Here is a 23,659-nt window from a genome sequence, read left to right as displayed (position 1 = left end):
GTGTGAGGCGACTGCCCAGGATAATATTTGCGACAGGCGCCACAATGATTGTTGTGGTGGCACTGTTGGTCAGTGGGCTACGCATGATGCTGCCTCTCATCAACGACTATCGTCCGCAAATCGTGGCCAAGGTTCAGTCCATCAGCGGTATTCCACTGGAAGTGGGGTTCATGCAAGGGACGTGGGAAACGTTTGGCCCGACGTTGGAATTGCGTGATATTAGCGCTAAATTGCCGAAAGCCGACTGGCAGGTGCAACGGGTGACCCTTGCGCTGGATGTATGGCAGTCATTGCTACATTGGCGCTGGCAGTTCCGCGATATGACTTTCTATCAATTGAAGCTGGATCTCCATACCACGCTGGATAGACAGCAAAATAATGGCAGCAGTTTTGAAGCTAGCACTATCACCGATATCTTCTTGCGTCAGTTAGATCACTTTGATCTGCGCAACAGCCGTATTTCTTTCCTTACCCCATCAGGCCCGCGCGCCGAATTAGAGATTCCACAACTTACCTGGCTTAACTCCCCCAACCGGCATCGCGCGGAAGGGCAAATCAGTTTATCGACCATTAATGGCCAGCATGGCGTGCTGATGGTTCGGATGGATCTGCATGATAATCAAGGTATTTTAAATAATGGCACTGTTTACATGCAGGCCGATAATATTGATTTAAAACCTTGGATTAGCCGTTGGCTGCACAACAATACGGGCTTGGACAGCGCGGAGTTCAGTCTGGCGGCTTGGCTAACTATCAAAAGTGGCGAAATCTACAGCGGCAATGTTTTGCTCAGCCAAGGGCAAGCTAACTGGACTGTGGGTGATGAATCCCATCAGTTAGCGGTAGATAATTTTGTGCTGGAAGGCCGCCGTCAGGGTAATGGTTGGCAAGTTGATGCGCCGGAATTGAGTCTTAAAACGGATGGTCAGCCTTGGCCAAAAGGGCATTTATCTGCGCTGTGGTTGCCGGAAAATACCCAATTTATTGGGCCAGACCAGTCTCAAGAGTTACGAATTCGTGCCACAAATATTCAGCTAGAGCGGGTGGGGCCGTTATTACCCACTTTGTCACTGTTTACCCCCGAGCTAATGAATCACTTAGCTGATTTACAACCTCAAGGGATGGTAGATGCTGTGGCATTGGATATTCCCATTAGCCAGCCGCAAAGAACCCGCTTTCAGGCAAAATGGCACGATATCAGCTGGCAGCATTGGGATATGTTGCCAGGGGTGAATAATTTTGCCGGGGCGTTGAGCGGCTCAGCCGAACTTGGGCGCTTGGATATTAACCTCAAAAACAGCACATTACCTTATGGCGATATGTTCCGCGCCCCATTAGAGGTCAGCCAGGCCAGCGGTGCAGTGAACTGGCAAGTTAATGATAAAGGTTGGGAGCTCTGGAGTGATCAGTTGGATGTCCGGGCTAAATCATTGTGGGGTAATGGCAGTTTCCGTTATATGCAGCCTGACCAAGGCCAGCCGTGGCTTAAGATCTTGAGCGGTATCCGCCTGTATGATGCAACTGATGCCTGGCGCTACTTCCCGGTGCCTTTAATGGGCGGGAAACTGGCCGACTATCTAACAGAGTCGTTACAGGGTGGGCAGGTGGATAATGCCACGCTGATTTACAACGGCAATCCCCATGATTTTCCTTATAAACATAAAGAAGGCCAGTTCCAGGTTTATGTGCCGCTACGTAACGCCACTTTCGCGTTCCAGCCAGATTGGCCTGCATTAGATAATTTAGCTATCGACCTTAATTTCCTTAATGAAGGTCTGTGGATGGACGCGCCCCATGCCATGTTGGGCAAGGTTACCGGTAGCAATATCAGCGCCAATATCCCGGACTATCTGAAAGAAAAATTGTACGTGGATGCTGAAGTTGCCGGTGAAGGGAGCGCAGTTCATGACTATTTTACTGATACACCACTCAATGACTCAGTGGCGGAGACGCTGGAAGAGTTGCAGGTGGGCGGAAAAGTTAGTGGGCGCTTACATCTCGATATCCCACTGGAAGAAAACCGCATTACACATGCCAGCGGCGAGGTCACGCTGAAAAACAACAGTCTGTTAGTGAAGCCTCTGCAAAGCCAACTGGAGAATATCAGCGGTAAGTTCCGTTTCAATGATGGCAATCTCGAGAGTGATACCTTATCAGCCAATTGGTTCGGGCAGCCGTTATCCGTTGATTTTACTACCGAAGAACAACCCAAGAACTTTTTGGTGAATGTTGGATTACACGGCGACTGGTTGCCGGCCAAATTACCGGGCGTGCCGAATGATGTGGCGAAATTACTGAGTGGCAGCGCCAACTGGCAAGGTAAAGTTGCCGTGCAATTACCTAAAAACGGTAAGCCAGATTACAAAATTGATGTTTCTGCCGATCTTAAGAAAGTGAGCAGTCACTTACCTCCACCGCTCGATAAAGCAAGCGGTCAGCCATTACCGCTACAGGTACAAGCAGTCGGTGGGCTGGACAGTTTTACCTTGTCTGGCAGTGCGGGCAGTAACAATGCTTTTAATAGCCAATGGTTGATGCAAAAACAGCAGGTTGAATTGGCCCGCGCAATCTGGCAGACCGGCAGTAAAAAAACACCACCGCTGCCGGACGATAAAGGTTTGGTGCTCAATTTACCTAACCTCGATGGCGAGCGCTGGCTGGATCTGCTGGCATCAGAGTTTGCGGCAGTCAGCGCGCCTTTTGCCTCATCAGATAAACCGACTATCAAAGGTGGGCAGTCCAATGTCATTTTGCCTAAACGGCTGACATTACAGACGCCTCAGCTCTTGATCGGTGGGCAAGCTTGGCATGAGCTGACATTGGATGTCGACCCATTACCCGCAGGTACGAAGGTCACGGCGAAAGGCAAGGAAGTGGATGGAAGCCTGCTTATGGTAGAACGTGGGCCATGGCATGCCGATATTAATTACCTTTATTACAACCCGCAATGGGCGGGGAGTGAAGCGAAAGATCCACTGGCGCAGGCGGCCTTGCAGGAGCCACAAAGCCCCAGTAAGATCACATTCCATGACTGGCCAGCTCTGCAATTGCGCTGCAAAGATTGTTGGATTTTGGGGCAAAGTGTCGGGCGGATTAATGCAGATTTGACCCCGAAAGACCACATTCTGACGCTAACCAATGGGCTTATAGAAGCAGGTAACGGGCGAGCGAAAATTAGCGGCCAGTGGCTGCAAGACAGTTCAGGTGATAAAACGTCCCTGAATGTTGCGCTGAGTGGGCCAAAAATCGATGAAACGCTTTCGTTCTTTGGCCTGATAACGCCAATTAAGGATGCTTCGTTTGATATCAATGCTGATGTAAATTGGCGTGGTGTTCCGTGGCAACCGCAGATTAATACCCTGAATGGCACGTTAAAGAGTAGATTGGGCAGAGGGCTACTGACTGATCTTGGCGGTGGGCGTGCAGGGCAGCTATTGCGGCTAGTCAGTTTTGACGCACTATTACGTAAGCTCCAGCTCGATTTTAGTGATACGTTTAGTCGTGACTTCGCGTTTGATTCTATTCGGGGCAGCGCCAATATTAAAGATGGTGTGATGCATACCAATGATTTAGTAGTTGATGGCTTAGCCGCCGATATTGCCATGAGTGGCAATGTAGATTTAGCTAAACGAAAAATTGCCATGGAGGCGGTCATTACCCCAGAGATTTCCGCCACTGTCGGTGTTGCAACTGCCTTTGCGATTAACCCTGTGGTGGGGGCGGCGGTATTTGCTGCCTCGAAAATTTTAGGGCCGTTATGGAGTAAGGTTTCGCTGATTCGCTATCAGATTACCGGTAGTCTGGACCAGCCGAACATCCATGAAGTATTACGCCAGCTAAAGGAGAGTAAGGCGCCATGAAAAATGCCAATGTTGCATTATTGCAGTTATGCAGCGGTGAAAATACCCGTGACAATCTGGCTCAGATTGAGCAGCAGATCAAACAGTTAAACTCAGGTATTCAACTGGTTATGACGCCAGAAAATGCATTGCTCTTTGCCAATGCAGCTTCATATCGGCACCATGCCGAGCAGCACAATGACGGGCCATTGCAGCAGGAAGTCCGTGAAATGGCACGTAAATATGGTGTCTGGATTCAAGTGGGCTCAATGCCGATGATAAGCCGTGAGTCTCCGGATCTTATCACCACCAGTAGCTTGTTGTTTGACGACCAGGGCGAGCTGAAAGCCCGTTACGATAAAATTCATATGTTTGATGTGGATATCAAAGATGTCCATGGCCGCTATCGTGAGTCAGATACTTATCAGGCGGGCCAGCAACTGACTGTGGTGGATACGCCGGTCGGTCGCCTTGGCATGACGGTTTGCTACGACTTGCGCTTCCCGGGTTTGTTCCAAGCCCTACGGGCGCAAGGGGCGGAGATTATTTCTGTACCGGCGGCCTTTACCAAAGTCACCGGTGAAGCTCACTGGGAAATTTTATTGCGCGCACGGGCGATTGAAAACCAGTGCGTGATACTGGCCGCAGCACAGGTGGGGCGTCATGGCGCGACCCGCCGTACATGGGGCCACACCATGGCGGTCGATGCCTGGGGTAAAATCATTGGTCAAAATCCAGACGCGGTTTCTGCCTTAAAAGTCAAAATTGAAACCGCCGGTTTGAAAACCATTCGTAACCAGATGCCGGTATTACAGCACAATCGCTTTGTGTCGTCGCTGGTGCCGCTATCATCTAAATAAAGAGTGAAAACTATGAGCCTCTCGTTTGTCAGTGAGCAGTTACTCGCTGCTAACAAGCTGAACCATCAGGACTTGTTCTCAGTATTGGGGCAGTTGGCTGAGCGCCGCCTCGATTATGCTGACCTGTATTTCCAGTCCAGCTATCACGAGGCCTGGGTGTTGGAAGACAGCATCATCAAAGATGGCTCTTACAATATTGATCAGGGTGTCGGCGTGCGCGCGGTCAGCGGCGAAAAGACCGGATTTGCCTATGCAGACCAAATCACCCTGAATGCTTTACAGCAAAGCGCCCATGCTGCGCGCAGTATCGTGCGTGATACGGGCAACGGCAAAGTGCACGCCTTGGGTGAGATTTCCCATCTGGCACTGTATCCGCTGCTTGACCCGCTACAAAGTCTGTCGCGGGAAGACAAAATTGCCTTGTTGCATCGTGTCGATAAAGTGGCTCGCGCCGCGGATAAACGAGTGCAGGAAGTGAGCGCAAGTCTGACCGGCGTATATGAGCAAATCCTGGTTGCGGCCACTGATGGAACTCTGGCGGCTGATGTTCGCCCGCTGGTACGCCTGTCTGTCAGCGTATTGGTTGAAGATAACGGCAAACGTGAACGCGGGGCCAGTGGTGGCGGTGGTCGTGTCGGTTATGACTACTTCCTGGAAACCGTGGATGGCGAAGTGCGGGCCGATAATTTTGCTAATGAAGCGGTCAGAATGGCTCTGGTCAATTTGTCTGCGATTGCGGCTCCCGCAGGAGCTATGCCTGTCGTTTTAGGGGCCGGCTGGCCGGGCGTGTTGTTGCATGAAGCCGTCGGGCATGGCCTGGAAGGTGATTTCAACCGCCGTGGCAGCTCAGTCTTCAGTGGGCAAATGGGTAAGTTGGTGGCTTCAGAACTGTGTACTGTGGTGGATGATGGCACCATGCAAGGCCGCCGAGGTTCATTAGCCATCGACGATGAAGGGGTACCTGGCCAGTACAACGTACTGATTGAAAACGGTATTTTGAAAGGTTATATGCAGGATAAACTGAATGCGCGCCTGATGGGGGTTGCACCGACGGGTAATGGTCGCCGTGAATCTTATGCGCATCTGCCGATGCCGCGCATGACTAATACCTATATGCTGGCGGGCAAATCAACACCGGAAGAGATTATCGCCAGTGTGGAATATGGCCTGTATGCGCCTAATTTTGGTGGCGGTCAGGTGGATATCACCTCCGGCAAGTTTGTGTTCTCAACCTCCGAAGCGTATTTGATCGAAAAAGGCAAAATTACCAGTGCGGTCAAAGGGGCCACCTTGATAGGCTCCGGTATTGAAGCTATGCAGCAAATTTCGATGGTAGGCAATGACTTGGCGCTGGATAAAGGCGTGGGTGTTTGCGGTAAAGAAGGGCAAAGCCTGCCGGTTGGCGTCGGCCAACCTACTTTGAAGCTGGATAATTTGACTGTGGGTGGCACGGCGTAAGTAGTGTGGGATAACTCCGTATTTTGGGTGCTCAGTTTAGGGCTAAATTGAGTACCCAATAACGGGTGTATTTATCGATAACCCTGATATACCTCAGCGACCCGTTTAAAGTACTCGGTTAAATAATCAATACAGACTTGGACTTTGAGCGGCATTTTGTCTTTCTCGGTATATAACGCATATACCGGGCGTGGGTCTGAATGATATTTTTTGAAAAGTACTTCCACTTCACCGCGTTTGATTTCCTCAATAACCCACATCAGCGGCGCATAGGCGATACCTGCCCCCGCATTGAGCCAGCGGATCATGGTTTGTGAGTCATTGGTAACAAAGCGGCCCTGCGGGGATATCTGTGTGGTAATACCTTCCGGCGCAATCAATTCAAAATTACTGTCCGGCCGAACACTGTATTCCAACCATGAGAAATTGACCATATCTGAGGGTTTTTCCGGTGTGCCATACTGTGCCAGATAGGATTTGGCGGCACACACCACCATTGGCATGGAACCCAAACGGCGGGAAAATAGCCCTGAATCCTGTAATGCCCCAACGCGAATGACCACGTCTAAACCATCGGCAATCAGGTCCGGCGCAGGTATTCCTGTCACCAGATTGACGGAAAGTCCTGGGTATTCTTTCAACATCGCAGCCGTCATCGTCGCCAGCACATTTTGCGCCATCGTCGATGAACAGCCGATTCGCAATGTGCCGGTCGGCGTATTGTTAAATGCATACAGTTGTTCATGGACTTCCTGTACCTCCTGCAACATTCGCCGGCAACCCTGATAATAAATTCGGCCCGCCTCCGTCAAACCAATGCGCCGGGTACTGCGGTTAAGCAGCTTAACATTTAGCTCCGTTTCCAGTTTTGATACCGTTTGGCTTATCGACGAGACACTCATTGCCAGTTGCCGTGCTGCTCCCGTAAAGGAACCGCATTCGACCACTTTGGCAAAGACTGACATTCGTTTTAATCTTTCCATTGTTCACTCTACGTGGATTGTTAACTCTGGCTTAAAAGTGATTTAGATCACACATTGTAGATAACTTGATAGTAAGCAGGCTAATATACTGCTGTCGGTAGCAAAATTCGAAGTTTGAAAGCCACGTAGCCGGAGTGTTACCTCGCCTCGTCCAAGTTGCAGTCATACTGAACAATCAAGTTTAACCTATAAGTCAGTCTTATGGCTGGTGCTTTTAGCCGTGGCAACTGTGGTTGGATGTGTTTCAACTGACAGTGAGATTATTCACCCAGGCGTATTCACCGACACCCTATAACAGAAAGGATTTAAAGAATGAGTTTGCTTCCAGTGATGGTGATATTTGGCCTGTCTTTTCCGCCGATATTTCTTGAACTGCTTCTTTCGCTGGCACTTTTTTTTGTCCTGCGTCGTGTGTTGCAACCCACGGGTATTTATGAGTTTGTCTGGCATCCAGCGCTCTTTAATACCGCGCTGTATGGTTGTCTTTTTTACTTAATATCCCGTCTTTCTTCCTGAGGTCGCCGTGAGTACTTTTTCATTAAAAATAATCCGCATCGGCATCACCTTGTTGCTGGTTTTACTGGCTGTGATTGCCATTTTCAAGGTCTGGGCCTTCTACACAGAATCGCCGTGGACTCGTGATGCAAAATTTACCGCCGATGTGGTGGCGATTGCGCCAGATGTCAGTGGCTTAATCACCGATGTGCCGGTTAAAGACAACCAACTGGTACAGAAAGGCCAAATCCTATTTGTGATTGACCAGCCGCGCTATCAGCAAGCTTTGGCTGAAGCCGAAGCGGATGTTGCCTATTACCAGACACTGGCCGCCGAGAAACAGCGGGAATCCGGCAGACGTCAGCGTCTGGGGGTTCAGGCGCTGTCACAAGAAGAGATCGACCAATCCAGCAATGTGCTGCAAACCGTGCGTCATCAACTGGCGAAAGCTGTCGCGGTGCGTGATTTAGCCAAACTTGATTTGGCGCGAACCACCGTGCGCGCTCCCGCCGAAGGGTGGGTGACAAACTTGAATGTTCACGCCGGAGAATTTATTAACCGCGGTGCCACGGCGGTTGCCTTGGTGAAAAAAGATACTTTCTATATTTTAGCCTATCTGGAAGAAACTAAGCTGGAAGGCGTCACTCCGGGGCATCGGGCCGAAATTACACCGCTTGGTAGCAACCGCATTCTGCATGGCACGGTCGATAGCATCTCAGCGGGCATCACTAATAGCAGTAGCAGTGTCGACAGCAAAGGGCTGGCGACTATTGATAATAATCTGGAATGGGTGCGGTTGGCGCAGCGTGTGCCGGTGAAGATCCGCCTGGACCCTGAAGATCAGCAACATCCCTATCCGGCGGGCACTACCGCGACGGTAGTGATTACGGGATCAAATGATCGTGATCCTAATCAGGCCTCGCCGATTGTGAAATTGATGCATCGTCTGCGCGAGTTTGGCTAAGATGACCAGCCCGACCTTTATCCGTCTGCGCTTTGCTTTCAAGCTCAGTTTTGCCATTGTTGCGGCGCTGTTTCTGGGCTTTCATTTGCAATTAGAAACACCGCGTTGGTCAGTCTTGACCGCCGCGATTGTTGCCGCCGGCCCAGCTTTTGCGGCGGGTGGCGAACCTTTCTCTGGGGCCATTCGCCATCGTGGCTGGCTGCGTATTATCGGAACATTTATCGGCTGTATTGGCGGCTTGATTATAATTGTTCTGACTATCAGAGCGCCGGTTTTGACTCTGATGCTTTGCTGTTTATGGGCTGGGGTTTGTACCTGGATTTCATCTTTGGTGCGAGTGGAAAACTCCTATGCTTTTGGTTTGGCGGGCTATACCGCGCTTATCATCATCGTGACGACCGGCGAAACTCCGCTGTTAACGCCTCAGTTTGCAGTTGAGCGCTGTAGCGAGATTGTCTTGGGGATCGTCTGTGCAGTTATGGCTGATCTGCTGTTTTCACCGCGATCTATTAAGCGAGATATTGATCGTCTGGTTGACAAAGTTCTGGTGGATCAATACCAGCTTTTGCAACTGTGCATTCGCCCGGCGGAAAAGACCGATATTGACCGAGCTTGGAATAATTTAGTTAAAAATACCACTGCACTCAATGGGATGCGCAGCTATCTGATGATGGAATCTTCCCGCTGGCAGCGCTGTAATCGCCGTTTGCAGGTATTGCACACGGAGTCATTAACACTGATAACTCAGGCGTGTGAAACCTATCTGGTACTGGCTAACCACCCCGATATCTTAACCGCTGAGTTGAAAGCCATGCTCAGTGAACCGGCACAGACGCCAACTGAAATACATCAGCGAATGAAAAAACTGCGCCAATTTATTGGTGCCAGCCACAGTGAGGCGATCCCGCATACCATCAGCAGTTGGGTTGGGGCGGCAACTCGCTATTTATTACTGGCAAAAGGGATTCACACCAACAGCAGTATCAGCCGGGTAGAGGAAGATATTCTCACTGGTGTTGTGCCCGTGAAGCATGTTTCAGCTGAAGGCCATCACGCAATGATTAACGGCCTACGTACCGGCATTGCGACGGCAATCGGCGGCTTGTTCTGGTTGTGGACTGGCTGGACATCAGGTGCGGGTTGTATGGTGATGATTGCCGTGGTGACGTCGCTGGCGATGCGAACCCCCAATCCCCGAATGGTGGCGATAGACTTCCTGCTGGGGGTAATTATGGCCCTGCCCATTGGGGCGCTTTACTTTATGTTTATCATTCCTGCCACACAGCAGAGCATGTTGCTGTTGTGTATCAGTCTGGGATTGCTGGCGTTTATTATTGGTATCGAAGTACAAAAACGGCGGCTGGGATCCTTGGGGACATTGGCCAGTACCATCAATATCATGGTGCTGAGTAATCCGATGGAGTTTAATGTCAGCTTGTTCCTCGACAGCGCATTGGGCCAAATTGTTGGCTGTTTCGTTTCCCTGATTGTTTTACTGCTGATCCGTGACAATGCCAAGGACAGAACCGGCAGAACCTTACTAAATCGCTTTGTTTACAGTGCGGTATCCGCTCTGACGACCAATAAAGCGCGCCGCAATGAAAATCATTTGCCGGCGTTGTATCAGCAACTGAATCAGCTTTTGATGATGTTCCCCGGGGATATCGACAAGTATCGGCTAGCACTAACCTTGATAATCGCCCATCAGCGGCTCAATAAAACGGAAATTCCAGTTAACGCAGAATTGAGCGCTTTCCATAAGCAAATTCGTTACACCGCGGATAGAGTCATTAATGCAAAGAATTTCCAGAAGCGGCGCTATTACTTCGCCAGATTATTACAGGAACTGGACCAGTATCAGGAAAAATTACTGGATTATCAGTCGCCTGAATCTGTTACTCGCCCGGTTAAGCGGCTGGCAGATATGTTACACCGATATCAAAATGTGCTTATTTAGTCATCCCCTTTGTGCTTGAAGCTGCAAAGGGGGTTAGCCAGATTTACTCACCCGAATCACTGATGTGTGTCAGTTCATCGGGATTCGTTCAGTTGCTGCCTATCTGCAACTCCACGTTTTTTGGGTATATACTTAAGATTGAGCCATCCTTCCTAGCCCTCCATTGATGGGGGGCATCATTCCCCTCAGGAGGTCGACAAGATGTCAGCACAAAATCCATTACAACTTCAACGACACAACGACGGTGTATACCATTTAGGCTACTTTGTTGGCGGTTCTTGGCATCAGGCGTCAGACACTTTCGAAGTTCGCAATCCTGCGACCGGTGAACTGGTGGCAAAAGTGGCTAAATCCGGTAAAAAAGAGACAGAAGCCGCTATTAAAGCTGCCAGCGAGGCCTTTCCCGCCTGGCGCAAAACCCCTGCGAAACAACGGGCAGAGATTTTACAGCGCTGGTATTTGCTGATAATGGAACATCAGCAATCATTGGCTGAGATTATGGTTTCTGAGCAAGGTAAACCATTGAAAGAAGCATTAGGTGAGGTGGCTTATGCCGCCAGCTTTATTCAATGGTTTAGTGAGCAAGCTAAACGGGCCAATGGCGAAATCATTCCGCCGGCCAAAGAAGGTGCCCGAATTCTGGCCACTCGTGAACCGGTCGGTGTGGTGGCGGCTATCACGCCATGGAATTTCCCGCTGGCGATGTTGACTCGCAAGCTGGGGCCTGCGCTGGCGGCTGGCTGTACCGGGCTGATTAAACCAGCTAACAATACACCGCTTTCCGCCTTTGCTTTGTTGGCATTGGCCGAGCAAGCGGGGGTGCCAGCGGGGGTGCTAAATGGCGTTGCCGGTGATACCCATGCTATCAGCGATGCCATCATGGCCAGCCCTGAAGTGCGTAAAATCTCCTTTACCGGCTCGACTGAAGTGGGCAAGACCTTAATGCGCAATGCCGCAGCCACCATGAAGAAAATCTCCATGGAACTGGGGGGTAATGCGCCGTATATCGTCTTTGATGATGCCGATTTAGATGCTGCCATTGCGGGGGCCATGGCCTGTAAATTCCGCAATGCTGGGCAAGTGTGTGTTTGTGTTAACCGTTTCTATATTCAGGAGGGTGTCTATGACGCGTTTGTTAATCGGCTGGCCGCTGAAGTTAAGAAACTGAAAGTCGGCAACGGCATGGATAAAGACGTCAATATGGGGCCGCTGATTAACCTGGCAGGGTTGGAGAAAGTGGAAGACCATGTGAAAGATGCGCTTGAGAAAGGTGGGCGATTATTGGCCGGTGGCCACCGCCATGAACTGGGAGGGAATTTCTTCCAACCCACTGTAATTGCTGATGCAACGGAGCAAATGAAAGTGGCTTCTGAAGAGACATTTGGCCCCCTGGCTGCTTGTTTCCGTTTCAAAACGGAAGAAGAAGTGATTAAGCGGGCGAATAACACGCCATTCGGATTAGCGGCTTACTTTTATACTCAGAACTTGCAGCGGGTATTCCGAGTTTCAGACGCACTGGAAAGCGGTATGATTGGTGTGAATGAAAGCTCGGTTTCCACTGAGTTAGCCCCTTTCGGCGGTGTGAAAGAATCTGGTCTTGGTCGTGAAGGTTCAGTGTTGGGTTTAGATGAATTTATGGAAGTTAAAACTCTGCATTTGGGCAATTTATAAATCAGATGATACGGCATAGGTTATCGTAATGAGCAGCAGCTTGAGGGTTAAGGAGAACCATGAATAAGCGACTTATCACTATTCTGGGGGCAATACTGCTGCTAGCGGTGGCTGCATTTCAGGGTATTGACGGTGTCACGGCACGTGATATTGGTCAGTCGCCAGATCTGGAGCGCTCGCGGCCATCAGCCCCGGTTCCTATTGAGCAGCTCACCCAGCACAAACAGGTGGTAAAATACTTGCAAGCTCATCACCGTCTGCCGGATTTTTATATCACCAAACAGCAGGCGCGTGAAAAGGGCTGGAATCCCAAAGAAGGGAATTTGTGTAAGGTGCTGCCAGGAAAAGCGATTGGTGGTGACAGGTTTTCTAACCGTGAACACCAACTGCCCGACGCTAAAGGCCGCAACTGGCGTGAAGCTGATGTGAATTATCGCTGTGGGCATCGGGGCACTGATCGGTTGCTTTACTCCAATGACGGCCTGATTTATCTGACTCAGGATCACTACAAGCATTTCATTCGGATGGAGTGAAAAGATGGTAAAAGTGGTATTCGATTTTGACCATATACCTGATCTTACAGCTTTTTATCGCGCGTTTTCCCAACAGTTTGCGCTGAGTGAAGGCTTTGGCGCCAATCTGGATGCTCTGTGGGATGTCGTCACGGGCGAGATAGCTTTACCGGTAGAGATTGAATTTATTCATTTCAATCACCGCCGGAAACGCCGTTTTGGGGCAATAGTTTTATTGTTCGAAGAGGCAGAAGAGGAGCTGGCAGGCAGCCTACGATTTAATATCGCCTGAACAGGCTATTTTTTACTGGCCATCTTGAGCTTGGGCAGTGCTCGAACTCCTCACGTACTCTGTGTACGCTGCGGGTTCTGCGCGCTGTCCGCACTCAAGCTGCCTGCGGCAACTACACCTAATTAAATAGATTTCGTCTGCCGCTCGATTACTGCTGTTTCTCTGCCAATTCACGCAGATACTGGAAGATCTGACGATATGCCTTTGGCGGTTTATTAGCAGCTTTCTCTTTCTGAGCATTGCGCACCAAGCTACGCAATTGCTGGCGATCAGCCTCTGAATACAATTCCAACACGGTAGGGATTGCATCATCACCTTCTTCAACCAAACGGTCACGCAGTGTTTCCAGTTTATGGAACAGCGAAACTTGCTGGTTATGGCGATTTTTCAGTTTATCCAATGCGGTTTGGATTGGCTCTACATCACGGCTACGCAGCATTTTACCAATTAGCTGAAGTTGGCGACGTCGGCCTTCTTTCTTGATTTTCTGTGCCAATTCAATGGCTGCCAGCAGATCCTCATCCAAGGGGATCTTCTCCAGCGCGTTTTTACCCAGCTCAACCAGCTCGGTACCGAGATCTTTTAGCGCTTCGGCATCACGTTTAATTTCACTTTTACTGACCCAGATAATCTCATCGTCATCGTCGTTTTTATCTTCTGGGACTTCATCTAGCCAGTCTTCGGGCTGTTTGTTCATGGTCAAATTCCTTAAAAAGAGGCTAATCGTAGCAGGTTGTTGGCTTTCTGCGAAATTGTACAAAGATCTCTGATAGACTCAGAACCATGGCGCTCTATATTTTATCCGTGTAAGTCGTCGTATTACGACACTTTCCTGATCGATTATCTCATTAATTATGGCAGACTGATGAAAGTAGTCACTCAAGTTGCACAACAGCGAAAAACGCTGGAACAAGCAGTTGCACAGGCCTTAGAATTGGCCCGCGCGGGTTCTGATGCGGCCGAAGTTGCCGTAAGCAAAACCACCGGAATCAGTGTCAGCACCCGCTTTGGTGAAGTGGAAAACGTGGAATTCAACAGTGATGGTGCGCTGGGAATCACGGTTTATCACCAGCAGCGGAAAGGCAGCGCGTCCACCACTGATTTAAATCCAGATGCTGTCGCCCGTACGGTTCAGGCTGCACTGGATATCGCCCGTTATACTTCACCGGATCCTTATGCTGGCCCGGCTGAAAAATTCTTACTGGCTTTTGATGCGCCGGATTTAGATTTGTTCCACCCGAGTGATTTGGATGCTGAGCAAGGTATCTTGCTGGCGGCACGGGCAGAACAAGCGGCATTGCAGGCGGATAAACGCATTACCAATACCGAAGGCGGCAGTTTTAATAGCCACTATGGCATCAAGGTCTTTGGCAATAGCCACGGTATGTTGCAGAGCTACTGCTCAAGCCGCCATTCACTTTCCAGCAGTGTGATTGCTGAGCACAGTGGCGATATGGAGCGGGATTACGCCTATACCATTGGCCGCCGAATGGAAGATTTAGCCAGCCCTGAGTGGGTCGGTGAAGAGTGCGCTCGCCGTACTTTATCTCGTTTGTCACCACGGAAGCTGCCCACCATGCAGTCGCCCGTGCTGTTTGCCGCAGAAGTCGCAACTGGCCTGTTTGGCCACTTAGTTTCTGCTATCAGCGGCGGCAATATTTATCGTAAGTCCACTTTCTTGCTTGACCACCTCGGCAAGCAGATTCTACCTGAGTGGCTGACTATCGAAGAATACCCGCATTTACTGCGCGGCCTTGCTTCGACGCCATTTGACAGTGAAGGTGTGCGCACACTGCAGCGCGAAATCGTCAAAGATGGGGTGCTGCAAACCTATTTGCTGACCAGTTATTCTGCCCGTAAATTGGGGCTGCAAAGCACCGGACATGCTGGTGGCATCCATAACTGGCGGATTGCCGGTCAGGGCCAGGATTTTGCAGGTATGCTCAAGCAACTGGATAAAGGTCTGGTTGTGACCGAATTGATGGGCCAGGGAGTTAGCACTGTGACCGGGGATTATTCGCGTGGTGCGGCGGGTTTCTGGGTTGAAAACGGTGAGATTCAGTATCCGGTCAGTGAGATAACTATCGCCGGTAACCTGAAAGATATGCTGCGCAATATCGTCAGTATCGGCAGTGATATCGAAACCCGCAGTAACATTCAGTGTGGCTCTATTTTATTACCTGCCATGAAGATTGCTGGCGAATAATATCGTGTTGTTGTGAATCTAAGGCTGGCACTTGTTGCCAGCTTTTTTTTGCCCTAAATTCCACTCGATCCCATTTTCAACTGATTACAAAAAATTATTGTCAGTTTTGTTTCCTATTGCCTATGGTAAGTAGGAGCAATGTAACAATGATAAGTATTAACTTAACAATAATTATAAGGAAGCAAAATGGGCAAGACAATCATGGCATTAATCGCGGCGGCATTACTCAGTGCCAGCAGTCTGGCGATGGCGGCGACTGTTGCAGATAACATGGATACTATTGCCGAGAATTACGGCAAAGTGTTGAAAGCCGACTCAACTGATGTAATCAAGAAAGGTTTACAGGCGATGCGAGTGGCGGCACAGGATGCACAGAAAGGGATCCCTACCAAGTTGAAAAACAAAGCGGAAGATAGCCCCGAAGTCAAAGAGTTCCGACACGGTTTGGATTTATTGATTGGGCAGATTGATGGGGCACTGGCATTAGCTGATCAGGGCAAGCTCGATGAAGCTAAAAAGGCCGCACAAGACTTTAAACCGACCCGCGATACTTACCACAAGAAATTCCGCTAATAGTCTTCCCCGCTCTTGGCGTTACAGTGTGGCCAGCTGTAACGCCAATGGTTTTGAGAAGTGACTAGCGGTGATATTCACCGGCAGCTTCTGGCTGGTAAAGCAATTCCAGCACGGTAATGCGGGCTTCATCCCCACCCGGCAACTTCCAACTAATTTCGTCATTAACATGCAACCCCAACAATGCAGCACCTAAAGGTGCCATAACTGATAGTTGCTCATTACTGTCTTTCAGTGATGCTGGATAAACCAATGTGCGGATATGTTCTTCCTGGCTGTTCAGATCGCGAAAACGCACACGACTGTTCATGGTCACCACATCTGCCGGGATAGCATTAGGGGGAAGAATTTCTGCACGATCCAGTTCTTCATTGAGCGCTGTTGCGACCACAGAACCAGCAAAAGCCGGTTGCGCCAGTAACGCATCCAAACGTTCAGCATCCAGCTCATTAATCGTGATGGTTGGCTTGGTCATACCACTCTCCAATTCAATTTCAGCAAAACATAAAAACAACACCCCCACGCCATAGGAGAGGGGGTGTTAGAAAATAGCTTAATATTAATCTGATATTAGGCTCTTCCGGCTAGAAAAGAAAGAGATCCGGATCACGAACTTTTTTCCACCGCAGGCTTTCACTGCGCATTTATATAAAAGTTATTTTGTTGTTAATGATTAAGTTAGCTACCTAACATACCTATTTTGCGAAAGTGATCCCGCCGGCCCATTACATTTCCACTTTGAACTGGAAAAAAAGCCGCTACACACCTATTCCGCTTGCAGGTAGGGTGATGTTATAGCGCAAAGGCAAGGGATGACGGATAAATAACTGAACTTATCTTTGCAGTCAGAAAGTTGTAGTAGCAAAGAATAGAGGATTGCCAGCGTGAATGATGTAGCCGCATTGAATGCAGCCGAGGACCCTGGAATGGAAGAGGCAATTATCATCACCGAGCGGGTATTAGCTGAAATTACCGCGATGTTAAATGCTGAAAATATTTTTACTAATGCCGTTCAACAACAGATGTTGACATCACATATTCGGGCCATGGTGTTGCGTTCAATAACGGGCGAGCCATTACCAGAAGTGGATAAATCATTATTTGATGAGATTTCAGCACATTCGATGAAAATGGCTCAGCAAGTGGTCAATAAATTTGCCAATTTACCTATTGAAGAAGCGTATCTGTTATCAGTGCATTTCGAAGTAGCGAAAGATAATAACCCATAAAATACTGATCTGGAGAAGAGACTATGAGTCAAATTACCGTTGTGATTGGCGACCGTTTAGGAAAAGGCCAGAAAGTAGGTCAAGGTGTTGAATTAGCCGGTGGCCGCGTTGTAGTTATTCCCGGAGTGGCCGCAGATATGAAACTGGGTGATGTGATGAATAGCGAAAAGGCCGACTTCGGTATTTCATTCTGTGGCAGTGGTGGTGCGGGTGCTATTACTGCACAAAATAAATATGGTTACAAAGCAAAATACGGCATGCGTTCAGTGGAAGAAGGTGTGACGGCAATAAACGAAGGCTGCAAGGTATTAGGTTTCGGATTTATGGATAAAGAAGAATTAGGGCAAAAGTTAGTGGAAGCCTATATCAAGAAATATGGTCAACCGTAATGAAAGAGCAATATACCACTCAGGTGCAAGTCAAAGGTAAAGGCGATACCAAAGGTAAAGCTTTCGCTAATGCGCTCGGTAATGTTCAGAATACAGTGTTGAAGTCGACACAAAATATTTTACTGAGAATCGAACCACAAGACGTAAAAGTATTAAAAGCAGAATTATCAGTAAAAAATGAAAAGTTTTTATACTTTTTCCTGCCGCGAGAAAGGAAAACGTACAGCGTTGAATTAGATATTACCGTGAGTGTGACAATCATTAATACAGATAAAGTCGTCTTCATATCTAAATGAAAAGGATATACTGATGTTTCTAATCATTCTTTTTAAGTCGATTATTATCGGCGGATTGGTCGGCGTGGGGGTTGGTGTTGGGGCCGCCCGTATGTTCCACGCGCCGACCATACAGGGAATGGGGGCGTTTCGTACCTTGGGCGAGTTGAACTCGTGTGAGGGCGATCCGGCTTCGCATTTCTCCTTTGGGTTAGGGTTCTTCTTCAACGCCTGGGCTTCTTCAGTGGCCGCGGGTGCTTTCACTCAGGATGTCGACCACCGCATTATTCCTAACTGGGGTGCAGCAGCATTGATGATTAAAAATCGCAATGTGGCGGAAACCATGCATAACCCGAAAAAGATGGCGATTGCCTGCGGGATTATCGGGGTTATTGTTGTCAGTTTCTTAAATACCACGGCATCGGCAGTACCCGCAGCATTACAAGTTACGGCAATTAAAGTGCTGGTACCTGCGGCGAATATTCTGGTTAACACCGTGATGCCTGTTATTTTCTGGTTAGCGGCAATTGATGCCGGGCGGCGCTCTGGTTTCTGGGCCACTATTTTCGGTGGTTTGGCACAGTTAATTATGGGTAACGCAGTACCAGGTCTGGTTTTGGGGATTTTAATTGGTAAAGGTGTTGAGGAAAGCGGCTGGAATAAAGTCACTAAAATCATGATGACAGTGATTGTTTTATTATTCGTTCTCAGTGGTTTCTTCCGTGGCTTCGATCTGAAATTCCTGGAGTCATTCAGTCTGAGTGCGCCAGTCTGGCTCGATACTATTCATAACGCATTAAGCGGAAAATAACACAACGAGAGGAGCTTGATGATGGATGAACAAACCAAAAATAATTTCTGGTATGCCGATTGGTCATTTCCGATATTTGTAGGGTTATTATCCTCCGGCGTATTCGCAGGTACTCATATGTATTATTTATATGGTATCGGCGCATTTAACGAAGTGGCATTTGTTTCCATGCTACGTGCGGGGATGGACACCGGGGTTTATGGTGCAGTGGCTGCATTTGGTGCCAGCTTCTTATTCGCCCGTATTATTGAAGGTTCACTGGTCGGTATTTTAGATATTGGCGGGGCCATTCAAACCGGTGTTGGTCTGGGTGTGCCAGCATTATTATTGGGTGCCGGATTTGTTTTTCCAGTTGCTAATTTCGCCGCATCTTTAGTGACGGGTCTGGTGATTGGTCTGGCGATTGGTTATCTGATTATTTTGGCGCGTAAATTTACGATTAACCAAAGTAACTCAACTTATGGCGCTGATGTCATGATGGGGGCCGGTAATTCGTCTGGCCGTTTCTTGGGGCCATTGATTATTTTGTCTGCCATTACTGCATCCATTCCTATTGGAATTGGTTCTTTGGCCGGTGCATTACTGTTTTATCTGTGGAACAAACCTATTACCGGTGGCGCAATTCTGGGGGCCATGATTTTAGGGTCTATTTTCCCAGTCGCAATTTCCTAATCCACGGGGTAAATATTCAAATAACTGGATATTTACTCTGCTGCGACGTCAAGTAAGAAGGGTATAAGATAATGTATGACTTTATTATCACAGGGGCATTATTAGTTGACGGCCGGCAGGTTAATGTCGCAATTAATGACGGAAAAATAGTCGCTGTCAGCGCGGTTATTTCTGAAGATAACGAAAATCAGGCAAAATATCCGATTAATTCCGCTAAAAAAGTGTTGGACCTGGCCGGGAAATATTACCTCAGTGCGGGCTGGATTGATTCCCATGTGCATTGTTACTCCGCATCACCTATTTATCATGATGAAGCCGATTTAGTCGGTGTTGCCAGCGGCGTCACTACTGTGGTGGATGCCGGCAGCACTGGTGCTAATGATGTGGATGATTTTTACCGCTTAACTCGTGCGGCCAAAACGCATGTTTATGCTTTCCTGAATATTGCGAAAACGGGCATCGTGACGCAAAACGAATTAGCGGATATGGCGCAGATTGATAAACAAAGTGTCAGTCAAGCCATTGCTCGCAATCCCGGTTTTATTATCGGCATTAAAGCACGAATGAGCAGCAGTGTGGTGGGCAAAAATGGCATCAAGCCATTAGTTCGGGCTAAAGAAATTCAAAAAGAAAACAATCAGTTGCCGCTGATGGTGCATATCGGTAATAACCCGCCGGACTTGGATGAAATTGCCGACTTACTGACACAAGGTGACATTATTACTCACTGCTACAACGGCAAACCAAACCGAATTTTGACGCCAGCGGGCGCATTGCGTGAATCTATCCAGCGGGCATTGAAACGCGGCGTATTATTAGATGTGGGCCACGGCAGTGCCAGTTTCAGCTTTGATGTGGCAGAACTTGCCATCAAGCAAGGTATTTACCCGCACACCATCAGTTCCGACATTTATTGCCGCAATCGTCTAAATGGGCCAGTACATAGCCTGGCGACTGTGATGTCTAAATTTTTCACCCTCGGCCTGACTCTTGAGCAAGTCATTCGCTGTGTGACTGAAAATGCCGCCCATGCTCTGCGCCTGACTGATAAAGGGCGGCTGGATGCAGGCTATGACGCGGATTTGACCATTTTTGAGTTAAAACAACAGCCTAAGGTCTTCAGTGATTCAGAAGGTAAATCGGTAACCGGTGAGAAGTCTCTGGTGCCACTGGCTGCGGTTGTCGCCGGTGACTTAGTATTAACTGACGAAGGGAAGTTAAAAGATGTCTTCAGTTTATGAAAAATACCAGTTAAAGCATGTCATTAATGCTTCTGGCCGCATGACGATGCTGGGGGTTTCGACACCCCGCCAAGATGTGGTTGAGGCCGTGGAGTTGGGTCTGAATCATTACTTTGTAATGAAAGATCTGGTGAATCAAACTGGCGCTTATATCGCGAACTTACTGAATGTGGAAAGTGCGGTGGTGGTGTCTTGCGCCTCTGCCGGGATTGCCCAGTCCGTCGCCGCCGTGATTGTCAAAGACAATGCTAACTTACTGGTTAACCTGCACGCCGCACCGCGTACTGTGCCCCATGAAATTATCGTGCCCAAAGGCCACAATGTTAACTTTGGTGCGCCGGTTGATACCATGGTGACATTAGGCGGCGGCAAAGTGGTGGAAGCTGGTTATGCCAATGAGTGCTTACCGGAACAACTAGAAGCTGCAATCACACCCAATACTGCGGCGATCTTGTATATAAAATCCCATCATTGTGTGCAAAAAAGCATTTTATCTGTTGAGCAAGCCGTGGTGATTGCGCGTAAGCATCAATTGCCATTAATTGTCGATGCCGCGGCGGAAGAAGACTTGCAATGCTACTACCAAATGGGGGCTGATTTGGTGATTTACAGTGGTGCCAAAGCCATTGAAGGGCCGACCAGCGGCTTGGTATTAGGCAAGAAAACCTATGTGGATTGGGTGAAGTTGCAATCCAATGGCATTGGTCGGGCGATGAAAGTCGGTAAGGAAGGCATTCTTGGATTGACCCGCGCGATTGAAAGCTACATGACACTGGAGAAAGAAACTGGCCAGCAGATGGTTGAGAAAATGGCCTCTTTCATCAGTCAGCTAAATACCATTGACGGCGTCTCAGCCAAAGTGGTTTGGGATGCGGCGGGACGTGATATTGCCCGCACTGAAATCAGTTTTGATGAGGCCCAAATAGGTCGGTCGACCCCAGATTTGGTCGATGCACTCAAAAATGGCGAAATTGCCATTTACTTCCGTGCTTACAAAGCTAACGAAGGCAAGATTGAGGTGGATGTACGCAGCGTGACGCCATCACAGCTTGAGACGATTTACACCTGTATTAACCGCTTGGTTAAGGGAGCCTGACCGATGAAACTGACCCCAAATTATTACTGTGACCGCGTGTGCTTGAATGTGCTGGCCGGTTCTAAAGACAATGCACCCGAGATTTATCAGGCCGCTGAAGGCCATGTGCTGGTGGGGGTGTTATCGAAGCATTACCCGGATGTCGACAGCGCAGTCAAAGACATGCGCGAGTATGCCGCCCTTATCGACAATGCATTGTCGGTTGGGTTGGGTGCTGGTGATCCCAAACAGTCGGCTATGGTCAGCCAGATTTCACAGCAAGTACAGCCGCAGCATGTGAATCAGGTCTTTACCGGTGTTGGCACCAGCCGCGCTTTGCTGGGCCAGCATCAGACTGTGGTCAATGGCCTGATTTCACCCACAGGCAAAGTGGGCTATGTGAAGATATCTACTGGCCCACTGAGTTCACAACAAAAAGACGCCATTGTTCCGGTCACGACCGCCATCGCCATGCTGAAAGATATGGGGGGCAGCTCAGTAAAATTCTTCCCGATGAATGGATTGGACTCTATTGATGAATACCGTTTTGTGGCCGAGGCTTGCGCGGCGACGGGTTTCTGGCTGGAGCCAACTGGCGGTATTGATCTGGATAATTTCGAGCAAATAGTGCAAATCGCGCTGGATGCGGGTGTCACCAAAGTTATCCCGCATATCTATAGCTCAATTATTGATAGCAAAACAGGCAATACTCGCCCAGAAGATGTGAAAACCTTATTGAACATAGTAAAGAAAATCGTGCAGTAACGTTCTGATTTATTGGCATAAAAATTGATAGAGCGGCGATGTCCACAGAGTGCCCTGCTGGGTGCTCTGACTGTGAAGTTGGATAGATCCATACCATTCGATAATTGTTCCCTATGAGTAAGGACCCATATGCATAACAGCTCAACAGAATCTGATTTAACAGACCTGACTGGCTTAAAAAACCTGTCAGCGGGCATCACTTTGGCGGCGGTTGTGCTGTTTAATCCGCTGGCCTACGCCGAACAGACTGCCAATAAATCATTCGCTTACGTCGGGACTTATCACCCGAATGGTGAAGGGGTTTACCGGCTACAGGTTGATCCTAAAACCGGTGAATTGACGGAGAAAACCTTGGTCAGTTCACTGGCCAATCCGGCGCAACTGGTGGTAGATAATCAGGGCAAAACCTTATATGTCGCCAGTGAAGTCGCGGATTATAATGGCGGGAAACACGGCGCTATTGCCGCTTACAGCATTAATCCGGCTGATGGCAGTTTGACGTTGATTAATCAGGTTGATTCTCAGGGCGGCGGGCCGGTATATCTCTCTTTAACCCCATCGGGTAGCCATTTACTGGTCGCCAACTATATCAGCGGTTCCGTGGCTGCTTTCCCGGTACAAGGCGGCGGCAGACTTTCCGATGCCAGTTCAGTGCAGCAAGATGAAGGCCCGGCGGGGGCAGCGAAACCCGTGGCCGCGGTCGAAGGGAGCTTTGCCATCAGTGACCACAATGGCCCCCATGCTCATATGGTCGCCAGTTCGCCGAATGGCAAATTTGTGTTCGCCACCGATTTGGGGCTGGACAGAATTTATCAATACCGGTTTGATGCAGATAATGGCAAATTGATACCTAACTCTCCGCCATTCATCAGCGCTTCATCGGCCGGTGCTGGCCCGCGCCATTTTGTATTCCATCCTAACGGTAAAACCTTATTTTTGATCAATGAAGAAGCCTCAACACTGACCAGCTATCAGTTGAATCCGGAAAAAGGCACATTGAAACAGTTACATACTATATCTTCCTTACCAAAGGACTTTCGTGGCACTAACTTTGCCGCAGGTCTGGCACTCTCGCAAGACGGCAAATTCTTGTATGTAGCAAACCGCTTGCATAACAGTATTGGTCTGTTTGCCGTGACGGCTGATGGTGAATTTAAGCCGATAGAGGACGTGTGGACACGCGGTGATTATCCACGCACTTTGGTTCTCAGCCCCAGCGGGCACTACCTGTACGCCATGAATCAACGCAGCGACAACATAACTCGCTTTAAAGTCTCCCCACAAAGTGGCAAATTGACCTTTGTACCGGGCTATACCGCCGTGGGCAGTCCATCGCAAATGGTATTTGTGCCGGTTGCACAGGAAAAATGATGTGAGATAACGCGCCCCCTA

23 protein-coding genes are annotated in these 23,659 nt (G+C 48.9%); 20 read left to right on the top strand and 3 right to left on the bottom strand.

The genetic code is table 11. The features are described from left to right. Positions 1-2 precede the first annotated feature (2 nt). From yhdP to tldD, 3 genes are read left to right on the top strand one after another with little or no spacing between them, the layout of a single operon-like run. Positions 3-3,860: an AsmA2 domain-containing protein YhdP gene (gene yhdP / locus F0T03_RS19260; RefSeq protein ID WP_159680137.1), complete on the top strand. Its 3,858-nt coding sequence runs from the start codon at positions 3-5 to the stop codon at positions 3,858-3,860. Continuing rightward, on the top strand, positions 3,857-4,699 hold the full coding sequence (gene nit1 / locus F0T03_RS19255) for a deaminated glutathione amidase (RefSeq protein WP_145555160.1): 843 nt from the start codon (positions 3,857-3,859) through the stop codon (positions 4,697-4,699). Before yhdP ends, nit1 begins: the two co-directional genes overlap by 4 nt. Before the next feature lie 12 nt (positions 4,700-4,711). Next, complete coding sequence (gene tldD / locus F0T03_RS19250; RefSeq protein WP_159680135.1) at positions 4,712-6,157, top strand: metalloprotease TldD; 1,446 nt, start codon at positions 4,712-4,714, stop codon at positions 6,155-6,157. A 71-nt stretch (positions 6,158-6,228) separates the two neighbouring features. Here tldD and aaeR read toward each other — a convergent pair whose 3' ends face one another. Next, a complete protein-coding gene (gene aaeR, locus F0T03_RS19245) occupies positions 6,229-7,140 on the bottom strand; it encodes an HTH-type transcriptional activator AaeR (RefSeq protein WP_145555162.1) in 912 nt (303 codons plus the stop codon). A gap of 312 nt (positions 7,141-7,452) precedes the next feature. Here aaeR and aaeX point away from each other — a divergent pair, with 312 nt between their 5' ends. From aaeX to F0T03_RS19215, 6 genes are all read left to right on the top strand, one after another. Next, positions 7,453-7,656, top strand: coding sequence for a p-hydroxybenzoic acid efflux pump operon protein AaeX (gene aaeX, locus F0T03_RS19240; protein ID WP_145555163.1), 204 nt, complete (start codon positions 7,453-7,455; stop codon positions 7,654-7,656). A 7-nt stretch (positions 7,657-7,663) separates the two neighbouring features. After that, positions 7,664-8,599, top strand: coding sequence for a p-hydroxybenzoic acid efflux pump subunit AaeA (gene aaeA / locus F0T03_RS19235; protein WP_145555164.1), 936 nt, complete (start codon positions 7,664-7,666; stop codon positions 8,597-8,599). Between the two features lies 1 nt (position 8,600). Then, a complete protein-coding gene (gene aaeB / locus F0T03_RS19230; protein ID WP_159680132.1) occupies positions 8,601-10,556 on the top strand; it encodes a p-hydroxybenzoic acid efflux pump subunit AaeB in 1,956 nt (651 codons plus the stop codon). Positions 10,557-10,757: 201 nt separating this feature from the next. Beyond that, complete coding sequence (locus F0T03_RS19225; protein ID WP_145555166.1) at positions 10,758-12,227, top strand: NAD-dependent succinate-semialdehyde dehydrogenase; 1,470 nt, start codon at positions 10,758-10,760, stop codon at positions 12,225-12,227. A 59-nt stretch (positions 12,228-12,286) separates the two neighbouring features. Continuing rightward, positions 12,287-12,760, top strand: a complete 474-nt coding sequence (locus F0T03_RS19220; protein WP_162526987.1) for a ribonuclease — start codon at positions 12,287-12,289, stop codon at positions 12,758-12,760. A 4-nt stretch (positions 12,761-12,764) separates the two neighbouring features. Beyond that, positions 12,765-13,031, top strand: a complete 267-nt coding sequence (locus F0T03_RS19215; protein WP_159680129.1) for a barstar family protein — start codon at positions 12,765-12,767, stop codon at positions 13,029-13,031. A 148-nt stretch (positions 13,032-13,179) separates the two neighbouring features. Here the strand turns inward: F0T03_RS19215 and yjgA are convergent, their stop codons facing one another. Continuing rightward, a complete protein-coding gene (yjgA, locus tag F0T03_RS19210) occupies positions 13,180-13,728 on the bottom strand; it encodes a ribosome biogenesis factor YjgA (protein WP_145555168.1) in 549 nt (182 codons plus the stop codon). 168 nt (positions 13,729-13,896) lie between these two features. Between yjgA and pmbA the strand changes: the two genes are divergently transcribed. Next, positions 13,897-15,237, top strand: coding sequence for a metalloprotease PmbA (gene pmbA, locus F0T03_RS19205; RefSeq protein WP_159680127.1), 1,341 nt, complete (start codon positions 13,897-13,899; stop codon positions 15,235-15,237). Positions 15,238-15,423: 186 nt separating this feature from the next. Next, the gene (cybC, locus tag F0T03_RS19200) at positions 15,424-15,810 is read left to right on the top strand and encodes a cytochrome b562 (RefSeq protein ID WP_145555170.1); all 387 of its coding nucleotides are present in this window, start codon (positions 15,424-15,426) and stop codon (positions 15,808-15,810) included. Between the two features lie 64 nt (positions 15,811-15,874). On the opposite strand, the gene rnk is transcribed toward cybC, so the two are convergent. Beyond that, positions 15,875-16,285 (bottom strand): nucleoside diphosphate kinase regulator, encoded by a 411-nt coding sequence (rnk, locus tag F0T03_RS19195; RefSeq protein WP_005174306.1) that lies wholly within the window; start codon positions 16,283-16,285, stop codon positions 15,875-15,877. Between the two features lie 409 nt (positions 16,286-16,694). On the opposite strand from rnk, the gene F0T03_RS19190 reads away from it, so the two are divergent. From F0T03_RS19190 to F0T03_RS19150, 9 genes are all read left to right on the top strand, one after another. Then, positions 16,695-17,039: a glycine dehydrogenase gene (locus F0T03_RS19190; protein ID WP_145555171.1), complete on the top strand. Its 345-nt coding sequence runs from the start codon at positions 16,695-16,697 to the stop codon at positions 17,037-17,039. A gap of 23 nt (positions 17,040-17,062) precedes the next feature. After that, on the top strand, positions 17,063-17,428 hold the full coding sequence (locus F0T03_RS19185) for a glycine-rich SFCGS family protein (RefSeq protein WP_004392359.1): 366 nt from the start codon (positions 17,063-17,065) through the stop codon (positions 17,426-17,428). After that, positions 17,428-17,724: a DUF4312 family protein gene (locus tag F0T03_RS19180; protein WP_145555172.1), complete on the top strand. Its 297-nt coding sequence runs from the start codon at positions 17,428-17,430 to the stop codon at positions 17,722-17,724. The genes F0T03_RS19185 and F0T03_RS19180 overlap by 1 nt, the downstream gene beginning before the upstream one ends. 13 nt (positions 17,725-17,737) lie before the next feature. Then, entirely contained in the window at positions 17,738-18,514 is a 777-nt protein-coding gene (locus F0T03_RS19175) for a DUF4311 domain-containing protein (RefSeq protein WP_004392358.1), read from the top strand. A 21-nt stretch (positions 18,515-18,535) separates the two neighbouring features. Next, positions 18,536-19,186 (top strand): DUF4310 family protein, encoded by a 651-nt coding sequence (locus F0T03_RS19170; RefSeq protein ID WP_032911553.1) that lies wholly within the window; start codon positions 18,536-18,538, stop codon positions 19,184-19,186. A gap of 71 nt (positions 19,187-19,257) precedes the next feature. Further along, the gene (locus F0T03_RS19165) at positions 19,258-20,427 is read left to right on the top strand and encodes an amidohydrolase/deacetylase family metallohydrolase (RefSeq protein WP_159680125.1); all 1,170 of its coding nucleotides are present in this window, start codon (positions 19,258-19,260) and stop codon (positions 20,425-20,427) included. Beyond that, on the top strand, positions 20,411-21,523 hold the full coding sequence (locus F0T03_RS19160; RefSeq protein WP_159680123.1) for a DgaE family pyridoxal phosphate-dependent ammonia lyase: 1,113 nt from the start codon (positions 20,411-20,413) through the stop codon (positions 21,521-21,523). The genes F0T03_RS19165 and F0T03_RS19160 overlap by 17 nt, the downstream gene beginning before the upstream one ends. Before the next feature lie 3 nt (positions 21,524-21,526). After that, complete coding sequence (gene dagF, locus F0T03_RS19155) at positions 21,527-22,267, top strand: 2-dehydro-3-deoxy-phosphogluconate aldolase (RefSeq protein ID WP_159680121.1); 741 nt, start codon at positions 21,527-21,529, stop codon at positions 22,265-22,267. Positions 22,268-22,396: 129 nt separating this feature from the next. Then, positions 22,397-23,638, top strand: a complete 1,242-nt coding sequence (locus F0T03_RS19150; RefSeq protein ID WP_159680119.1) for a lactonase family protein — start codon at positions 22,397-22,399, stop codon at positions 23,636-23,638. Positions 23,639-23,659 lie beyond the last annotated feature (21 nt).

This window comes from Yersinia canariae (genome assembly GCF_009831415.1).
GTDB lineage: Bacteria > Pseudomonadota > Gammaproteobacteria > Enterobacterales > Enterobacteriaceae > Yersinia > Yersinia canariae.
Note: the sequence above shows the minus strand (reverse complement) of the source record. Positions and strands in the feature narration are given on the sequence as shown.